Source organism: Siphonobacter sp. SORGH_AS_0500 (assembly GCF_031453245.1).
Lineage (GTDB): Bacteria > Bacteroidota > Bacteroidia > Cytophagales > Spirosomataceae > Siphonobacter.
Genome location: NZ_JAVIYT010000009.1, coordinates 1 through 16805, shown reverse-complemented (window position 1 = coordinate 16805; position 16805 = coordinate 1). Strand labels below are relative to the sequence as shown.

Genomic DNA, 16805 nt, shown 5'->3' with positions numbered 1-16805 from the left:
ATGAATTCATCTAACGCGAGGAGTAACGTACGTTTAAACACTTTTCCTACCCTTGGAGTTAAATTACCATCATCTCTTACTTTGCCTTCGTCTTCTTTAAGAACGTAAAATTGTTAACGTTATAACATTCTAGTCTCTATATGTACCCTCTTTTTCAAAATACGGGAGAAATGGGGCAACAGCTGGCTTCTTTGGATTGGAGTGCTTCTTCACTGAGAGATCCGGATCTTTGGCCTCTTAGCCTTCAAATTACGCTTGGTACCGTGCTTCGGTCTCCAACTAAAATAGCTTTATTTTGGGGGCAGGACTTTCTTTTCTTTCCCAACACATCTTATAGTGCTCTACTGGATCATCCCACATCCTTGGGTCAGCCAATTCAGATCGTGTGGAAAGAATTAGGTCCATCGCTTGAACAGACCTGGAGGGGAGAGAAAACGGATGTGTTTATTTACAAGCCTGTACAACCAGCAGAAGAAGCTAGACAGTACCAGTTAAGCTTTAGCCCAGTGACAGATGAAACAGGACAGGTGGTAGGTATATTGTCCACGGCAGAAGAATCCCTGCCAGACTTTGCTAGAAATCAGGAAAGCGAGACGTATGCCAGGAGAGTTACGGATACCGTACCGGCTATGATTTGGACGACTGAGCCTGATGGCAGCTGTAGTTTCCTAAACAGACAATGGTATGAATACACGGGTCAGACCAAAACTCAGGCCGAAGGATTTGGATGGCTCAATGCCACTCACCCCGAGGATAAACAGGCGTCAGCTCAGAGGTTCCTGGAGGCTAATGAGAAGCACCTTTCCTTCGATATCCTTTACCGCCTGCGTAGGAATGATGGTACCTACCGCTGGGCCATTGATAAAGGGAGTCCTAGATTTGATAATGAAGGAAATTATCTCGGCATGATTGGTACAGTAGTAGAAGTACATGAGCAGAAACTAGCCGAAGAAAGTTTACGAGCTAGTGAAGCTAAACTTCGTTCCATTGTTTCCACGGCACCCGTAGCCATTGGTCTGTTTATGGGTCGGGATTTAATCATTGAAAACCCAAACCAGACCTTTATCGATATCGTTGGCAAAGGTCCCGATATTGTAGGGAAGCCTTTACGGGAGGTAATGCCTGAGCTGGTTAGTGAAAATCAGCCTTTTCTACAAATTCTGGATGATGTTTTTACCACTGGTCAACGTTTTCACTCGTATGGCTCTCAGGTGAAAATTGTACAAAATGGGGTAATGACCCATAATATCTATAACATCACCTATAGCCCCGTTTTTAATGAAGAAGGAAACGTATATGCCATTCTTGATATTGCCGTAGATGTAACGGGAGAAGCGAGAGCGAAGCAGGCTTTTAAGGAAAGTCAGGAGATTCTTCAATCCATGATCGATCTAGCTGATCTAGGTACCTACACTATTGACTTAGCTACTAATAAATTAGTTAAATCTCCCAAAGTAGCTGCCTGGTACGGCCTGCCTGAAGTCACAGATATTGAAAGTTCAGTGGGGGTAATTCTAAAGAGCGATCAGCAAAAAGTCCTTCAAATTTATAGGGATTCGTTACAGCCGGGTTCCAGTAGTGCTTACCAGGTAGAATATACCGTTATTAATGCTCAGACTGAGCAAAAGCGAATATTGCAAACCGTTGGTCAAGTCAGGAAAAATCTGGAAGGACAGCCCACGCACGTAGATGGATTAGTTAGGGATGTAACCAATCACTACGAAACAAAGGCAGCCCTGGAATTCCTGGTTCAGAAGAGAACGGAAGAATTAGAAGCGACCAATGAGGAACTGACCTCATCCATTGAGAATCTGGCCGAACTCAATGAGAAATTAGTACGCTCGAATGAGAGTCTGGAGCAGTTTGCTTACGTAGCTAGTCATGACTTGCAAGAGCCGCTCCGTAAGATTCAGCAGTTTAGTGATCGGCTGTATCTTCGCCACCGCCAGAGTTTAGGAGAAGATTCCCGTTTGCTGGATTGGAACACATGCGGACTATGATAAACTCTGTAAAAACAATGAACAGTATACTGTAAATCGATACTAAAATGGAAGAGCTAAAATACAAGGTAATTAAGACAGAACAGCAGTATCAGGAGTATTGCACGGTATTAGAAGGACTTGTAGACCGTTCGGATGTAAGTGCCCAGGATGAAATAGAGCTGCTGACGTATTTAATTGAAAAGTGGGACGAAGAACACGAAGCCCTATCTCTGGCAGATCCAATTGAGTTACTTTCTTCACTGATGAAAGACCGATCAATAAAAGCGAAAGACTTGGTTGAAATCTTAGGCGTGAGTAAAGGATTAGTTTCTGATATTCTTCATTATAAGAAAGGATTATCTAAAGAAGTGATCCGAACACTGGCCAGTTATTTTAAAGTGTCTCAGGAGGCCTTTAATCGGCCTTATAAATTAAAGGTGTCTGAAAATAGCCACTTGAAGAATGCTAGTGTAATAAATACAACTAAAGAGTTAAACGTAGCATAACTCTGTCATGAAAACGATATATAAAATGAAATAATAAATTATTATAACGATACTATAACGATATTAAATCATAATTTTTTATTTTTAAACGATAAACAAGATTCTACGTCTTCAATACTGACCGAGATTTTTGTCACCAACCTTACTACTTTATAATCTGGATATTTATTACAACTAGTATCTAGATACCTGAAAATCAATAAATTATTTTTTATGAATCACTTTAGTGACAAAAATCTCGAATCCTCAAAAGTTTTGATTATTACTTTGATTTTATTTTGATATCTATTTTGCGGCTTAATAAGTATTTGATATTCAATTTATTACGGATAGCTCAGTGACACATTTCTCGATTTAGGTGACATATTTCTCGGAGTAAATGACATATTTCTCGGTCTCGGTGACACATTTCTCGATTTCGGTGACATATTTCTCGGAAATCACTGATTTTGGAAATATTGATGAATTCTTATTTAATAATGAATTGATTTTAAGGCATGTAAATGTTTATATTGGGTGAATAAAAGGTTCTTCCATGACATATTTCTCGGTCTCGGTGACAAATATCTCGGTACAATCAAAAGTTTCGGCTATATTTGACTAAAGTTGCATTATGCATCTGATGTATAGTAAAGCTTTGATTTTCTGACCTTTAACCTTTCTGGTCGGTGACATATTTCTCGGAGATTTATTTCTGAATTCGTTACACCGCTGGAAACGTGAGTACTATGGCAAAGCCTTCCAAGCCTCTTTTCATTGAAGAAGTCCGGGATGTAGTTCCGGTGAAGAAATACATCCAGATCAAAGCTGGTAAGGATGGCCTGATAGAAGCTCAGAGCAGTTTTTCTATTAATGAATATCGGGTCTTCTTTCATCTGCTGGCTACTCTACACAGAGATGACGATGAATTTGCCTTGCAGCGAATCAGCATTAGTGATATCATCAGGGAAAATGGCCTGAAAGATTTTGGGGGCCAGTATGAGTTGCTGCGAGAAGCTGTATTTAATTTATCCCATCGAACTTTTTCCCGCATCGGTGAACTCGATGGCGAACCTTATAAGATTACTATTCCAGTGCTGGATAAGAAGGCAGAACCCTTACTAGAGGAAAATAAGACGCACATTCTGGTTCGCTTTCATCCGGATCTGAAACCATACCTGCTGCAACTGAAAAGTGAATACCTGAGTATTTCGACTAAATATCTCACGCAGCTGGCTTCCCCCTATTCCATCAAGCTGTACATGATCCTGAAGCATCGGCTTCGGCAACACACGGCTTATCCCAAATATCCGGTTGATGAGTTAAGATTCATGCTTTCTGTGCCTCCTGACACTTACAAGAGGTATGCTGAGTTTAAAAACCGGATACTGCTCCGCTGCATGGAGGAGATTAATCGCGAAACGGATATTCAGATTCTGGACATTACGGAGCTAAAGCGGCAACGGGTAGCCCATACGGTTTGCTTTGCTTTGAAAGGAAAACCGTCGTTAGAGCTTTCCGATCCGGATGAGCTGGAATTAGCTGAACCGGTTCCTGCCCCCGAGGATCCACTGTTTACCCGGCTGAAGAAGTACTTGGTGTCCCGATCCATTTATCAAGGCTGGATTGATAAGCATGGCACGGAGCAGGTTAAAACTAACCTGGAGCTGGGCCTTGCTTATCTGGAACAACGGAATGATATCAATAATCCGGTGGCCTATCTGTCTAAGATGGTAGCCAACAAACGACCTCCTGTTGCCGGTAAGGTAAAAGAGGTCGTTACTCCGGTGGTGCATAAGGTAGCAAAGCCTAAAGTACAGGATTCTCAGGAGTCGGCCCGTAACACCCTGCGGGATATCTACGCCAACCGAATCAACGAAGTGATGGTGGTGACTTTGCAAAACCCTCAGGAAGCTCGCCTGTTCATGGATTTCGTTCAGAACCTGAGCCAGCAGGAACGCATACCCGTACACCTGGAAATTGCCATTTCGCTTTTCAACAAACTGAACCTGACGCCTGAAACCCTGGCCGACCAGGTAAAGGAAGGCTCAGGTATGATTCAGGGGCTCAAGCTTCATTATTTTCAGCAGATCTATCCTGAAAAACTGAAGCAGGTACTGGACATCTATCAGCCTCTGGCTGAGAATATGGGATTTTCACTGGTATAGTAGTTACTAACTATTCATTTTACTAGTGAAAAGTATTGGTGTACAATTAATTAAGGTAATGATATAGCACGACATTTTGTGCAATAAATAATGCTACTTCTGGTGTAAAGAATAGTACTGATTAGGACTGTTTTCTGGCACTAATCTTCTTATCCCGCTCAATCCGCTGTTCGATGGCTTCGGCCAGATACTTCCGCAGAGAAGGTCGTTTACGTTCCGGCATGGATTCAATGATTGATTTAATGTCATCGATCTGGCTCTGATAAATGGGAACATTATAGGCCCGTTTGACATCGCCTGATTCGGCAGGTTCTTCCCGTGCCTCGATGTGCTTCGGGACGCTTCCGCCTTTATGAATAAATTCCAGAGCTTCCTTGGTCGGTAGCTGAATTTGTGGTTTCGGTTTCGCTGCCATATTAATGGGACGTGTGGTCAGTAGTTGTTTCTAAAATCTCCTGCATGAGAGCATTGAATTCCTGCTCTGCCGTTTTATCACTGGGGCGGTACTCGATGATACCCAGGCCCTGCACGGCCGAATGGGCATACACCACCCGATCTCCTAACTGAGCCATAACCGGAATGAGGTTTTGAGAGTTCTGTAGCAATTCGACGGCACCGGCGACGTAGTTACTTCTCGGCTCCACCCGATTCAGGAAAGCTTTCGGTTGTAATCCCGGATTCATGGCTTTCACCTCTCCGACTAATTGATCCACCGTTCCCAGCGTCCACATCTCAAAACTCCGGGGTACAAACGGAACCAGATACAGATCAGAAACCAATAAAGCAGCCCGCTGAGACACCGTATCCCGGCCACCCGTATCAATGACGATATCGGTGAACTTCTTCTCCATGGATTTGATATAGGTGAAGATCTTATCTCCGGTCAGCTTTACTGGGGTATAGCCTACCTCTCCCTGAAGTGTGTTATGCCGAAACCCTGTGAAGGACATCGCAGATGCCTGATCATCGGCATCTACCAGCAAGACATCCTTGCCCTGCCGGGCCAGCCAAACGGTAATATTTGTTGAGATGGTTGTTTTTCCGCTTCCACCTTTAGTTCCTCCGACTGTGATAATCATATATTTAGAGACAAATTTTAGTGCTGATAATGGTTGAAAAATAGTGCTGTTTCCAGTATGGATAGATGCACCAAATATAGGTACTTTCTGGTGTGAAACAATAAGATCGTATCATCAAACAGGCGAATCAAGACTGAATCTGAAAACGGTTGATGAAATCAGTTTCAGAGATGCCTAAGCGTTCTGAATTTATTAGCCTTATTAAGCGTCAGGGTGAGTCTGATAACAGGCATCTGAGAAAAGTCTGAATTGGGTCGGCAGTATCAACAGTATGCAGTCATTTTATAGACCTGTAAAGTAACCCCACTCGGTCGTGCGTCGAAATCCTGCTTCCTTCTCTCTGGTTACATTTCCAGTCATTCGCTTCCCCGCCTGCTAATTATAAAAAGATGAGTTGATGCAGGCAGTGGTCATGCTTTGAATGACTATGGGTTCCTAATTCATTTGTGTTGGTATTAAAATGAATAATATACTTTAGTTTCATAATATTGATTATTATCATAATTATCTGTTTTATAATAGAATATAAGTAAAATTTGGTGCTACATATGGTTGAAAAATAGTGTAAGTAATGATGGTGTTTTAGTGCTAAATAATAGCTCTGGAGTTAAGTCGGCTTAATGACTTTTAACAGGGGAGAGGAAGGTTTCAGGTTGCTTCTATACCTGCAATGACAGGTACTTATCCATAATTGCCAGGGTGCATCATTGTTTACTGGCAAGAGCCTGAATGAATGAAATCATGGGTAGCAACATTCTTCAGGATGCCTGTCCTACGCTTTGCAAAGGATTTGATAGCTGTACGCTGATCACATGATGCTGTCTTTACCTCTAGATTGATTTGTTACTCTCTGAGCTTACCTCGAATAACACCAGATTAAGTGCTAAATACATATAGAAAATAGTGTAATTTTTAGTATAAGTTACAGCACCATAGTTAATCGTTAATCTACTAATAATAAAGCAATTATTAGTAGAAATAGGTTTTATTAAATTTTGAGCATATTACAATCATTTTTTCAGATTTATATAGAACACTACCTGAATTTTAAAGAAACTGTGATTTGTGAGTATATCTACTTAAATTCAGTAGTGCTCTTTAAAAGAGCACAAGGCTTTTAAGAAAGTATTTAATCTTGAATAGATCCAGCCAAATTGGGCTGCCGAATCGATACCTAATCTTAGTAAAGTACAACCTTTAACCTGCCTACTTTTTATGAAATCACGCCCACCCAAAATCACAATTTTGCCCACCAGACCCTTCTCCGTGCTAGTATTTGTTGCTGTGGTACTTATCCATTCAAGTTAGTAATACACTATTATCTGTAACATTCTATTAGACGTCTAGCCAATGACAACCTTAAACTTGAAAAGTTTGAGCGACTATGACCTCAGTCAAAAGCATAGGTAAAATAGGTGAATCAGCTAGCAATGAGTTTAACAATTGCTGAATTTCCGCCGGAGCTAACATTTGATTAACTAAAAAAGGGGGTAGCGGAAAAAGTTGAGCCAGTTATACTATATTTTTTTCTCGTACCGATCTATTATTTTTAGATATGGTTTATCGGTGAAAAACAGAAAAAGATCGGACGTTTGAGTTGAAGGTATTAGATGAGAAGATCAACCAGCACTCATAATCCTCTTTGCAAACGATTAGAGTCCTTGAGAGCCGAAACTTAATTAAGATCCAAGGGGCAGGATTGGGGGGTTAGAAAGCAGCTTAAAAAGAATCAGCGGGCCCATGAGAGCAGCCAAGCAATGGATTCATAATTCGATGAAAAGGACTCTTTGCAGTACCCAAATATAATCTGAAGAGAAAGGTACGATAGTCAGGTTAATAGAGAATATAAGGAAAGATCAGCCCTCTTAGTGTATCTAATAAAGGGGATATCTATGTCGGTACTAGTGTCTTGCGAAAAAGGCTCGGTATTTCTGGGACATTATCCGGGCAAAAAGCATTCGTTAACAAATGAGCGGATAGAAAATCTAAATCGGTAAATGCCGAAGAATATTGGTTGAGAGAAGTGTGAAAAGATTGCTAGAAGAGAAGAGCTGTACTGAATCAGAGGAAATAGTATCTCTGATTATCAGTGATTTAAGGTGTGGCTGGGAACCGAGCCTTAGATAAACCCAAGAAAAGGCTAATCTCAGACTAACTTTTTCCTGGGCAAATGCCGGTAGTTACCGGTAGAATGCTACACCGGGCACTACTCGGTAAATGCCTGAGAAATACCGGTGTTTTTTTAGGTAAAAGGGCACTTGTTTTCAAGTCAAGAGTGTAGGCAACCTTTCCGATGATTGCCGAGAAATAAATCAAAACATTAGTAGACCGCAAGACTCGGTATTTGCCGGGGAAATACCGAGAAACCACACGATCGGCTGAGTACCGATAGATACCGGGCATTTGCCGAGCAGTGCCCGGTACAAATATTTGACCGGAATATGCCGGACATTGCCCGGGAAAGAATCTCATGTAATCAGTACACTTACGGCGTATCGAGGATGAGATCTTTAGGATCGCTCGGTATTTGTCGGTAAATACCGAGCGATTACCTAGAAGCTTGATTCGGCTTCAATCCTTCGGTGCATGCCCGAGAAATACCGGTACAAAAGATTCAATGTTTTCCCGGAGTAGTCAATACCTCTGCCTAACTCATCATCAATTCAGTAATAGATAATGAGTTGGGTAGAGCTGAAAAAAGCCAGCATGTTGAATAGTGCTTTGAATTGATGTATCAGTACTTCAGGTACGCTATCAAGCCATAACCTCGCCTGAGAAGAGATGGATAATTAAGCAAAAGGTAAGGTTAGAAGTTGGAAAAATATTTGAGACTAGTCTAGGCTTACAATGCTTAAAAGAAAGGCACTAAATAGGTACTAGTAACGGCTGTGGTGTTTAATGAAAAGAGTAAAAAGTAGTTTTATTGAACAGGGTCATCTATCCTGCTTCGTTCTATTAAGCGAGCTGTAGTAGATAGGCCTGATCCTCTCAAATCACCCATACAAGTCATGGGGGAGAATAACCCTGAAGTTAACTAGAACCTACCTACGGTAAGGACTGGCTACCCAAAGGCCGTGAGAGGCAACTTGTGGTAGAGCAGGAAAACGCTACCCCTTGTAAGATACAGTTAACGACTGTTAAATTAAGAAAGAGCTGATCGGGTAGCTTAGCGTGAGTCAGGAATGAATATAGATTTGTTATACTTTTTAAAGGGAACCGACTCCCGGCCTTAATCGCCCTATGACTCTGACGCGATCCGATGACGAACGATTGGGGGAGAAATACCAGAATATTTCCACTTTCAGCTATTCGAGAAAATCAAAAATGGAAATTTCCAAAAGGTGATAGGGCGGGCGTAAAAGAGGGATTGATTAGCTATTTTATAATTTTCTTTCTAGTAAAGTGTTGATTTTAAAGCTATTAGATTGTTTGTAAGGCCAAAACGAGTGCAACTTTTATAACTAATTGTCTATCAGGTATTTAAAAGGTAAAAAATCATTGTTTTCAGCTTTGGCAAATAGAGCGCATATAATTTTAGGTAATGTTTGTGGTTTTATAACATTTTAAGAACGGACGTTGATAGAATGTCATTCTTAATCTTTTTACTTAACTTTACCCGTGGAACACTCCTTTTTTGCTCATTTCTCTCTTTTGTCAATTTGTCATGCTTCAAGCTTATGTTGCTTACTTCCGGGTTTCCACCCAACGCCAGGGCCGATCGGGTCTGGGACTCGAAGCTCAGCAAGCGGCCGTCGATGCGTTCTTAAAAAATAAAGGAGAAGAGATCAAGCGATTCACCGATATTGAATCGGGCCGAAAGAATGATCGCCCCCAGCTTCAGGCCGCCATCGCGTATTGCAAAGCTCACGGGGCCGTCCTTCTCATTGCCAAGCTCGACCGACTCACGCGTAATGTTGCTTTTGTCTTCACGCTTCGGGATGCGGGCGTGGAGTTTGTTTGCGTGGATATGCCCGAGGCCAATACCCTGACCATTGGCATGATGGCTACCCTGGCTCAGTACGAACGGGAGCTCATTGCCGAGCGGACCCGGCTCGCCCTAGCTGAGAAAAAAAAGCGAGGGGAGACGCTGGGAAATCCTTTAAATCTAACGGAAGAAAGTAGACAGAAGGGGCGAAGCGTTCAGCAAGCCAATGCCCGGACCCATGAAAATAACCGTAAAGCCGGACTCCTGGCCGAGTCGCTTCGCAAGGGGGGGCACAGCTGGGCCGAGATCACCCGCCTCTTTAATGCCAATGGCTTTTTGACCCGTCGGGGAAAAGCGTTTACCATCAAGCAGGTTCAACGAGTGGTCAAGCTACTAGAAAGTTGAGCGGGAAAGCAGTTTGGCGTTTACTCTTCTAGATATGTACAAAGCAAAGAATCGATTTCTAGCATTATGCTTTCAATTCAAATTCTGAATTGTATATATCTTTAATAAGATTTCAAGTTTGTTTAGATTACTCTACTTCTTTTTCGTAATATATTCTTCGTATTGACAAGTTTAGTAGAAGGATTAAGTATTGATTCAAATCCTTTAAAATCTACCCTTATTCTAGTTTTACCCATCGATTGTAAAAATTCTATTGTATTCAGATAGCATTTTTATCTTTATACAGCACCTAAAAGGCATAGTTGATTTCGTTTAATTGTACACTTCAGTAGTCTTTTAAGAAGTTGATAGGACGTGAAGCTGATAATTATAAGTTTTCCTGATAAAACAAAACTACGTTTTCGAATGCATGCTTATATTCACCACTCGCGTATGTTCCCAAAAGTAAGTTATGCAACTGATTATCAAAATAGGAATAGACAACTGTAGAAGTAAAACTTTCACTAGTGATACCCTTTTTTGCATTTTTAATTAAGCGATGTGTAGTAGACAAACATTACTCTTCAATAGCACTTATGTGTCAATCTTCCTCTCGGTACAAGTTTTGTAAACTCGCTTACAACAGGTGCACAATGGGGATAGCTCTGGAAAACATATATATTTTAAATGTTCCCTTCGCTACGAGACGAACGCTGTTCTGATGAGAATAATGAATCATGGGGTTATTCGCCAACACGTAGGAGTTATTTCACACTTTATACTAGTAAAAACTAAAGTCTGTAGCTTCGAGTACAAATAATTCTCCCAGTTAAGTTCTTTCCTTACTTCTTTTGGATAGGAGACCGTATACTATATGCTACAGAATAGTATTCTTATTCACCTTTCAACCCCTACCAATTAATATCTTTCGTATATATAATCTTCCGGTGTGAAGTATTCAGAAGCAAGTACCATAAGAATGGCATCTTCGGAAAAGTCATCCATTTGATGCCAGTCTTCAGGATTAAGAATTAGGCACTTGTCGGCTGAATTAAGAACAAATTGCTGCTTATGCTGACTGTTATCATTGTAAATGGTACAGGTTCCTTGCAAACATATAGCGGCCTGTATAGTATGATGATGCCGATGTCCGCCCCGAATCGAATTATCTACGCCATAAATGTAGAAAATACGTTTAATTGGAAAAGGAATTACTTTTTCGACTACCGTAAGGTTACCACGTTCGTCGGTAAATGTTTTCAGGTCGATGAGATGAGCCACAAGGTTCTAGATATTGAGTTAATAGGATTTAGTTTGTTTGTAGTAGTCTGATAGGAACATTTAATGAGAAAATTGACTTCTCTGCCAAATTGCTGTTCCCAATGTAGCGGATGCAAAAGTTCATGAAATCCGATATCTTAGTAAAGTGGCAGAATTTGCGTTGCTGCGTAACGCTAATGCCTATACGTATAGTTTATAGAGGCAGGAAATCACATCCCTGTTTAAGATATTCCGTCTTCAGATCGTCGGTAATACCATTTCAGATACGCTTTTTTTCACTAGCATAAAGAGGCCATACGCTGCATGATGTTTCTGAAAGAAATAAACTGCCCGTACTCCTCGGGAATATCGAATTCTTCCAGATCAAAAGTCAGCGTAACCGCCTGCATACGTCTCGGGTTGGATTTCTATCATGGGTATTTCCACTGCCGTCGCAATGGGAGCTTTCCGGGTAAAGATACGAACCAGATTAATGAGTTCCCGCCAAAGCGTCTGCGAGCCAAAGTCACTAAATACCAAACCGGGTTCAGGACTTACCGCCACCGAACGAATCTCTACTTTTCTCTGCATGAGTTTTCGAATAAACTCAATTTCAAACACAAATGAATTGGTTTGCGTAGCCAGCATTTCATTCAATACCTCCCGACGCAGAGCCTTGATACCCGCCTGCGTATCTTTGATTCGGGGGGAAAGCAGAAATACATTCAGCATTTTCAGACACTGGGATATTACCTTCCGCTTGAAAGGTAACTGCCGGAAATACTGTTTACTGCGAGCCCCATACACAAACTGACATCTGGGGTTGACTTGCAGTAACTCCACCATCTCTACCACCGGTTCGATGCCGAAGGGAAAATCAATGTCGGTATAAATAATAATTTCACCGTGCGAAGAAGCCGCCCCTTTACGAATGGACGCTCCTTTGCCCTGGTTTTCCTGATTGTTTAAGAAAAGGATACCCGTCTCCCGGCTCAAGCGTTCGACTTCTTCCATTTGCAAACGGGTAGAACCGTCGTTTGAAATGATGCATTCAAGTTCGTATGCGGGCCAAATGGCCTTGAGTTCCTGCATACGTTTCAGAATCAAATTACTCCAGCCTTCCGAGGGGTTATAGCAGGGAATAACTAGGCTGATTCTCAGGGGTTCGGTACTTACGTTGTTGAAGCCCACGACTAATCAATTCAAATTGTAAAACAAACCAAATCAGCGTACAGGGAATGACTTTCATGAGGTAGGGATAGAAAAACTCCCTACGCCAGAGGGGGGGACAAAGGTCCGTGGCAGGAAAAATGGCCAGCAAAACGACCAGCCCCGCACAGGTATACGCCCAGCGGGGCCGCTTTTCTTTTTCGAGTAAAATATAGAGAGCCGCTCCTTGAATAGCGATGATGTACGTTTGAGCTTCAGCGGCATGATTAAAGAGAATCACCCATAAGCATAAGTAAGCCAGTAAACTCAAACGAATACTCATTAAACACTCGTTCACTCATCAATTTCATTTAACACTACTGATGCATCATACTTTTTATCTACAATTATCAAAACAAAAGCTGTAGAAGCATAAGTTTGCTTTAAACCTAATTCCTTCTTATAATTCAAAATAATTTGACCCTCCCTGTCTTTTTTTAGGCTAATAGGGTGTAAAAAAAAATCCTCCTCTACTTTAGGCTCTGTTAAGGCAATAACAAATTGTTTAGAGAAATCGATTGAGGTTGATATTTCTTCTTTACCCATCATGGAAGACGAACTGAAAAAAGTATCTAAATCATGTTGTGTATAGATATTAGGATAAGCTAATCGACCATGGACTGAATTATTTATGTAATACCCTTGAGCAACCTTAAAAGGTATATCCGTTTCATTGACATTGGCAGAAGTATCATCTTTATGTACGGCTATTATTCTTATTATGTATTCTTTACAAGCTAGAGCATAAATAAAAAATAAGCTTACTGATAAATTGACTATAAGTGCTTTCATTGTCTTTAATGTAGTTAATGAATTCGTTGAATTGGCTTTCATTAGTCCTAGAGGAACATTTATTTATAGTTAGTAATTTGTAATTGATAGTATATATATTACAAATTAATGATAAAAGTGTGTATAGTTTTTATGTATTGACTATAAGGGGATTAACTTTAAATATTGATCAATACCATTATTGCATCTGTATTGTTTCGTAAGTATAGTTTGAACTAAACACTTTTCATTTGATTTAGAAACATTACTACTATTTAGAATATGATGTAAGTGAAAAGCAATTCCACCAAATTTTAAAACTTGTTTGGCAATTCCTGCGTGCATTAAGCGTAAAGCAATATCGTTATCTTCTCTTCCCCAACCGTAAAAATCTTCATTATAGCCATTGACTCTGATCAGATCCTCACGCCAGAACGCCATATTACATCCTCTTAATTTCATACAATCATAAATATGATATCGTTTCGAAAAATATTTCCTTAAAATTTTTATACGTAGAACATTGAATTTGTTTTTTAACCCATCTTGTATGGGATGAAATACTAGTTTACCAGTTTGTATTGTCTTTTCTGACAAACGCTTGTTCATCAAAACCCGGCTGCCGGTCATAAACGTGCCCGGTTTGCTGAGTTCCAGATGATCTTCAATGAAATGTTTGTGAAGAATAAGGTCTCCGTCCACCTGAATGATGTAATCCTGGGTAGCTCTGGCAATGGCCTTATTGCGAATTTTAGCTAATTGAAAACCTTCGTCCTCCTGCCACACGTGAATCAGAGGCACAGGAAACGTCTTTCTCAGGCTTTCAATCAGATCATACGTCTCAATCGTTGAACCATCGTCGGCAATGATAACCTCGTCTGGAAGAACGGACTGACGACTGACACTGAGTAAACAAAGGTGCAGAGCTTCAGGCCAGTTGTACGTTGAAATGAGGAGAGTCGTTTTTACTACACGATTTGAATTAACTGCGGCCATATCCATTGTCACAGGTTTTGATATTGTTCGATACGACCTTTAAGTTTTAGGGTAAAAATTAAGAGCAGGTAGTTGAAATAGTTTTACTATTCCTAGTACACTATATCGTGTAGAATTAATTATTCTAATACCTAATATGTATTATTTAGATAGCATAAATCGAACTCCTAAATTTAGATTAAACTTTAGAGGGTCTTTTTGGTAAATAGTCTCTAAACTACTTTTATTTATAAAATAATATTCAATCCCTGGCTCTGCCAAGATACTAAGCTTAGGTGTTAATAAATATTGAAAACCTATTGAAGTACGAGCTGCAATATGTAAAGGCTTATCTGTAACACGCTCCGAAATTCCAATAGTAGTTTGATTGTGTAAAGTATAGCTATCTTGGTATGAACCAGTTACTGCTTTTTTAATATGGGACCCAATGGTTAGATAACTAGTAAAACTCTTATACTTCATAATATTAAAATTAAGCTGGATTGGGATACCGATGTAGTGTAGTGTAAGTTCACGTTTTACATATGAATTCGCACTTCCTGACTGTAGCTGAGATTTCAGCTTCGTATAACTTAACCCATAAACAAAGCTTAACTTTTCAGTTAACTGATGTTGAGCAGATATACTAGCGGTGATAGGAGCTTTATACTTGACATCGGTCGCTACAGCTTCAAGCTCATTAGCTAATAGTATATCGTCATATAGTTCTTTGAACGGAGTGCCTGGTAACTCTTCACCGACAATAGGATTTCCATCACTACTGGTATAGCCACTAAACTGTTGACTAGCATCACTAAACATTTGACCTGTAGTTAGGTTCATAGCAAAAGGTTTAACCTTGTGTCTAGTTTTTACCTGGGCTATTTCCTCTTCCAAAGTATCTTTTATTTCTTTCAATAGAGGTTGCTGATCTGTTTTAGCTTTAGCGAGATTAGTACTATCCATCTTATCTATATTTTTCACTAGGGTTTCCCAGGAGACGGTTCGATCGAATAAATAAGGGCTGGCAATAAAATTACTTTTATTTACTTTTGAATTATCCGTCTGTTGTTTAATCAAAGCAGTAAAATCATTAATAGCAACTTGTTTTAAATCATCCAATATTTGTTTTTTTTCAATGATTTGCTTTTTATCCAATGAATAATAATCAGAATGTTTTATGGTATTATATTCGCCAATAGAACTGCTAAGTACAGTATTGTCATTGTTATAATCTTGATCTTTAATACTTTTCTTGCGTTTATAATCATCATTACTTTGAGTAGTATTGTTTGCTACAATGGGATTAGAGATTGATTTAGTCTGGTTAATGTATTCTTTAAAAAAAGCTACATTTAAAATCAAAAGAAATAAGATAGCTATGCTTGCGGTATAAATATGTTTTTTAGATACTGTAAAGGAATATTTATTATACTTAATGAATATTCCCTTTTTACGTGGGGAGCTAAAAAGTTCTTTTTCTATATCCTTCCATAAGTCTTCTGGTGGATTTTCTGAATATCCATCGAGCTTATCGCGTAGTTTATTTAACCATTTTTCATTCATATTGCACTTCTTTTATGATTCTTCAATTTACGAACTAACAGACTTTTTGCTCTGTGAAATTGTGAAGCTGAAGAGTTCTCAGCAATGTCTAGCAAATTAGCAATTTCTTTATGGCTTTTTTCTTCAAAAACGTATAGATTGAAAACAGTTCTATATCCAATAGGTAAAGTCGCTATAAGTTCAAGTAGATCTGATTCATCTATTTGCTCTAAATCAGGCTCTTCATCAGTAACTGTATCAGCTAAAGTTCCTAATTCAGTGGTAAAGTCCAATTTAGCGTATTTTTTTATATGTTTTAATGACTCGTTAATGACTATTCTAGACATCCAAGCTCGTAAAGAACCTATTCCTCTATATTCAAATTCTGTAATAGAATGAAACATTTTTATAAAACTATTTTGTAATATATCTTTAGCATCCTCTTTTTCTCTAACGTAGCGAGAGCATACCGTGAATAAATTAGCAGCATAAAGATTATACAGCTCTTTCCAACTAGCTTGATTTTTCAATAGTAAACGATCTACTAGTTCTCGTTCTTTATGTTCCTCCTTTATCATCGATTTTACAATAAATATATGTTACTCGAACCGTTAGACGGATATGCATTAAAGCAATTTTAAAATTAGATGATGGATATTTTAAATTCTCTCATGGTCATTATCCATAGCTAGTACTTTATATGGATATAAGTTACTAAAGTAAATAAATGTAATTCTACTTGATTACGCCTATAATATCATTATCAATGAAACATTTTTCACAAAAAAAATGATGTAATAACCCTTTATCAGTACTATAATAAATTTAATAATAATTTGTTATTTCATCAGGTAATTAATAATAAATGAAATAACAAATTATTGCCAAATTTTATCTTTATACAAGTACTCATACTTTACAATTTAATTAAGGGTTATCATGCTAATTAAATAAATAGTAAAGTATGAGTATTTATTATTTGATCTGATGTATGGTCATCTTTCCAAGAATTTTTTCTGTCT

The 16805-nt window shown here is 39.2% G+C and carries 13 protein-coding genes; 4 read left to right on the top strand and 9 right to left on the bottom strand.

All coding sequences use genetic code 11. The annotated features are described in order from the left end of the window. The first annotated feature begins 362 nt into the window (after positions 1-362). The 3 genes from QE357_RS24845 (at position 363) to QE357_RS24835 (ending at position 4635) form a co-directional block, all read left to right on the top strand. Positions 363-2000, top strand: a complete 1638-nt coding sequence (locus QE357_RS24845; RefSeq protein WP_309714020.1) for a PAS domain S-box protein — start codon at positions 363-365, stop codon at positions 1998-2000. Between the two features lie 47 nt (positions 2001-2047). Beyond that, complete coding sequence (locus tag QE357_RS24840; RefSeq protein ID WP_309714017.1) at positions 2048-2488, top strand: helix-turn-helix domain-containing protein; 441 nt, start codon at positions 2048-2050, stop codon at positions 2486-2488. Positions 2489-3216: 728 nt separating this feature from the next. Continuing rightward, positions 3217-4635, top strand: coding sequence for a replication initiation protein (locus QE357_RS24835; protein WP_309714014.1), 1419 nt, complete (start codon positions 3217-3219; stop codon positions 4633-4635). A 121-nt stretch (positions 4636-4756) separates the two neighbouring features. Here QE357_RS24835 and QE357_RS24830 read toward each other — a convergent pair whose 3' ends face one another. Then, the gene (locus QE357_RS24830) at positions 4757-5050 is read right to left on the bottom strand and encodes a hypothetical protein (protein WP_309714011.1); all 294 of its coding nucleotides are present in this window, start codon (positions 5048-5050) and stop codon (positions 4757-4759) included. Position 5051: 1 nt separating this feature from the next. Further along, positions 5052-5714 carry an AAA family ATPase gene (locus tag QE357_RS24825; protein WP_309714009.1) on the bottom strand — a complete coding sequence of 221 codons (663 nt, stop codon included), beginning with the start codon at positions 5712-5714 and terminating at the stop codon, positions 5052-5054. Between the two features lie 3664 nt (positions 5715-9378). Between QE357_RS24825 and QE357_RS24820 the strand changes: the two genes are divergently transcribed. Then, complete coding sequence (locus tag QE357_RS24820; protein ID WP_309714006.1) at positions 9379-10044, top strand: recombinase family protein; 666 nt, start codon at positions 9379-9381, stop codon at positions 10042-10044. Positions 10045-10941: 897 nt separating this feature from the next. Here QE357_RS24820 and QE357_RS24815 read toward each other — a convergent pair. From QE357_RS24815 to QE357_RS24785, 7 genes are all read right to left on the bottom strand, one after another. Then, on the bottom strand, positions 10942-11304 hold the full coding sequence (locus tag QE357_RS24815; protein WP_307144325.1) for an FdtA/QdtA family cupin domain-containing protein: 363 nt from the start codon (positions 11302-11304) through the stop codon (positions 10942-10944). 363 nt (positions 11305-11667) lie between these two features. Further along, positions 11668-12375 (bottom strand): glycosyltransferase, encoded by a 708-nt coding sequence (locus QE357_RS24810; protein ID WP_309714005.1) that lies wholly within the window; start codon positions 12373-12375, stop codon positions 11668-11670. A gap of 37 nt (positions 12376-12412) precedes the next feature. Next, positions 12413-12775 (bottom strand): hypothetical protein, encoded by a 363-nt coding sequence (locus tag QE357_RS24805; protein ID WP_309714002.1) that lies wholly within the window; start codon positions 12773-12775, stop codon positions 12413-12415. An 11-nt stretch (positions 12776-12786) separates the two neighbouring features. Continuing rightward, complete coding sequence (locus QE357_RS24800; RefSeq protein WP_309714000.1) at positions 12787-13284, bottom strand: hypothetical protein; 498 nt, start codon at positions 13282-13284, stop codon at positions 12787-12789. Positions 13285-13425: 141 nt separating this feature from the next. Next, positions 13426-14265 carry a glycosyltransferase family 2 protein gene (locus QE357_RS24795; RefSeq protein WP_309713997.1) on the bottom strand — a complete coding sequence of 280 codons (840 nt, stop codon included), beginning with the start codon at positions 14263-14265 and terminating at the stop codon, positions 13426-13428. A 135-nt stretch (positions 14266-14400) separates the two neighbouring features. Continuing rightward, the gene (locus QE357_RS24790; RefSeq protein WP_309713994.1) at positions 14401-15804 is read right to left on the bottom strand and encodes a hypothetical protein; all 1404 of its coding nucleotides are present in this window, start codon (positions 15802-15804) and stop codon (positions 14401-14403) included. Beyond that, complete coding sequence (locus tag QE357_RS24785; protein ID WP_307144382.1) at positions 15801-16361, bottom strand: RNA polymerase sigma factor; 561 nt, start codon at positions 16359-16361, stop codon at positions 15801-15803. The genes QE357_RS24790 and QE357_RS24785 overlap by 4 nt, the downstream gene beginning before the upstream one ends. Positions 16362-16805 lie beyond the last annotated feature (444 nt).

Excerpts from the sequence above, each read along its gene's own strand:
- QE357_RS24840 (WP_309714017.1), top strand. The coding sequence starts at position 2,048 with ATGGAAGAGCTAAAATACAAGGTAATTAAGACAGAACAGCAGTATCAG.
- QE357_RS24835 (WP_309714014.1), top strand. The coding sequence starts at position 3,217 with ATGGCAAAGCCTTCCAAGCCTCTTTTCATTGAAGAAGTCCGGGATGTA.
- QE357_RS24830 (WP_309714011.1), bottom strand. The coding sequence starts at position 5,050 with ATGGCAGCGAAACCGAAACCACAAATTCAGCTACCGACCAAGGAAGCT.
- QE357_RS24825 (WP_309714009.1), bottom strand. The coding sequence starts at position 5,714 with ATGATTATCACAGTCGGAGGAACTAAAGGTGGAAGCGGAAAAACAACC.
- QE357_RS24820 (WP_309714006.1), top strand. The coding sequence starts at position 9,379 with ATGCTTCAAGCTTATGTTGCTTACTTCCGGGTTTCCACCCAACGCCAG.
- QE357_RS24810 (WP_309714005.1), bottom strand. The coding sequence starts at position 12,375 with ATGCAGGAACTCAAGGCCATTTGGCCCGCATACGAACTTGAATGCATC.
- QE357_RS24805 (WP_309714002.1), bottom strand. The coding sequence starts at position 12,775 with ATGAGTATTCGTTTGAGTTTACTGGCTTACTTATGCTTATGGGTGATT.
- QE357_RS24800 (WP_309714000.1), bottom strand. The coding sequence starts at position 13,284 with ATGAAAGCACTTATAGTCAATTTATCAGTAAGCTTATTTTTTATTTAT.
- QE357_RS24795 (WP_309713997.1), bottom strand. The coding sequence starts at position 14,265 with ATGGATATGGCCGCAGTTAATTCAAATCGTGTAGTAAAAACGACTCTC.
- QE357_RS24790 (WP_309713994.1), bottom strand. The coding sequence starts at position 15,804 with ATGAATGAAAAATGGTTAAATAAACTACGCGATAAGCTCGATGGATAT.
- QE357_RS24785 (WP_307144382.1), bottom strand. The coding sequence starts at position 16,361 with ATGATAAAGGAGGAACATAAAGAACGAGAACTAGTAGATCGTTTACTA.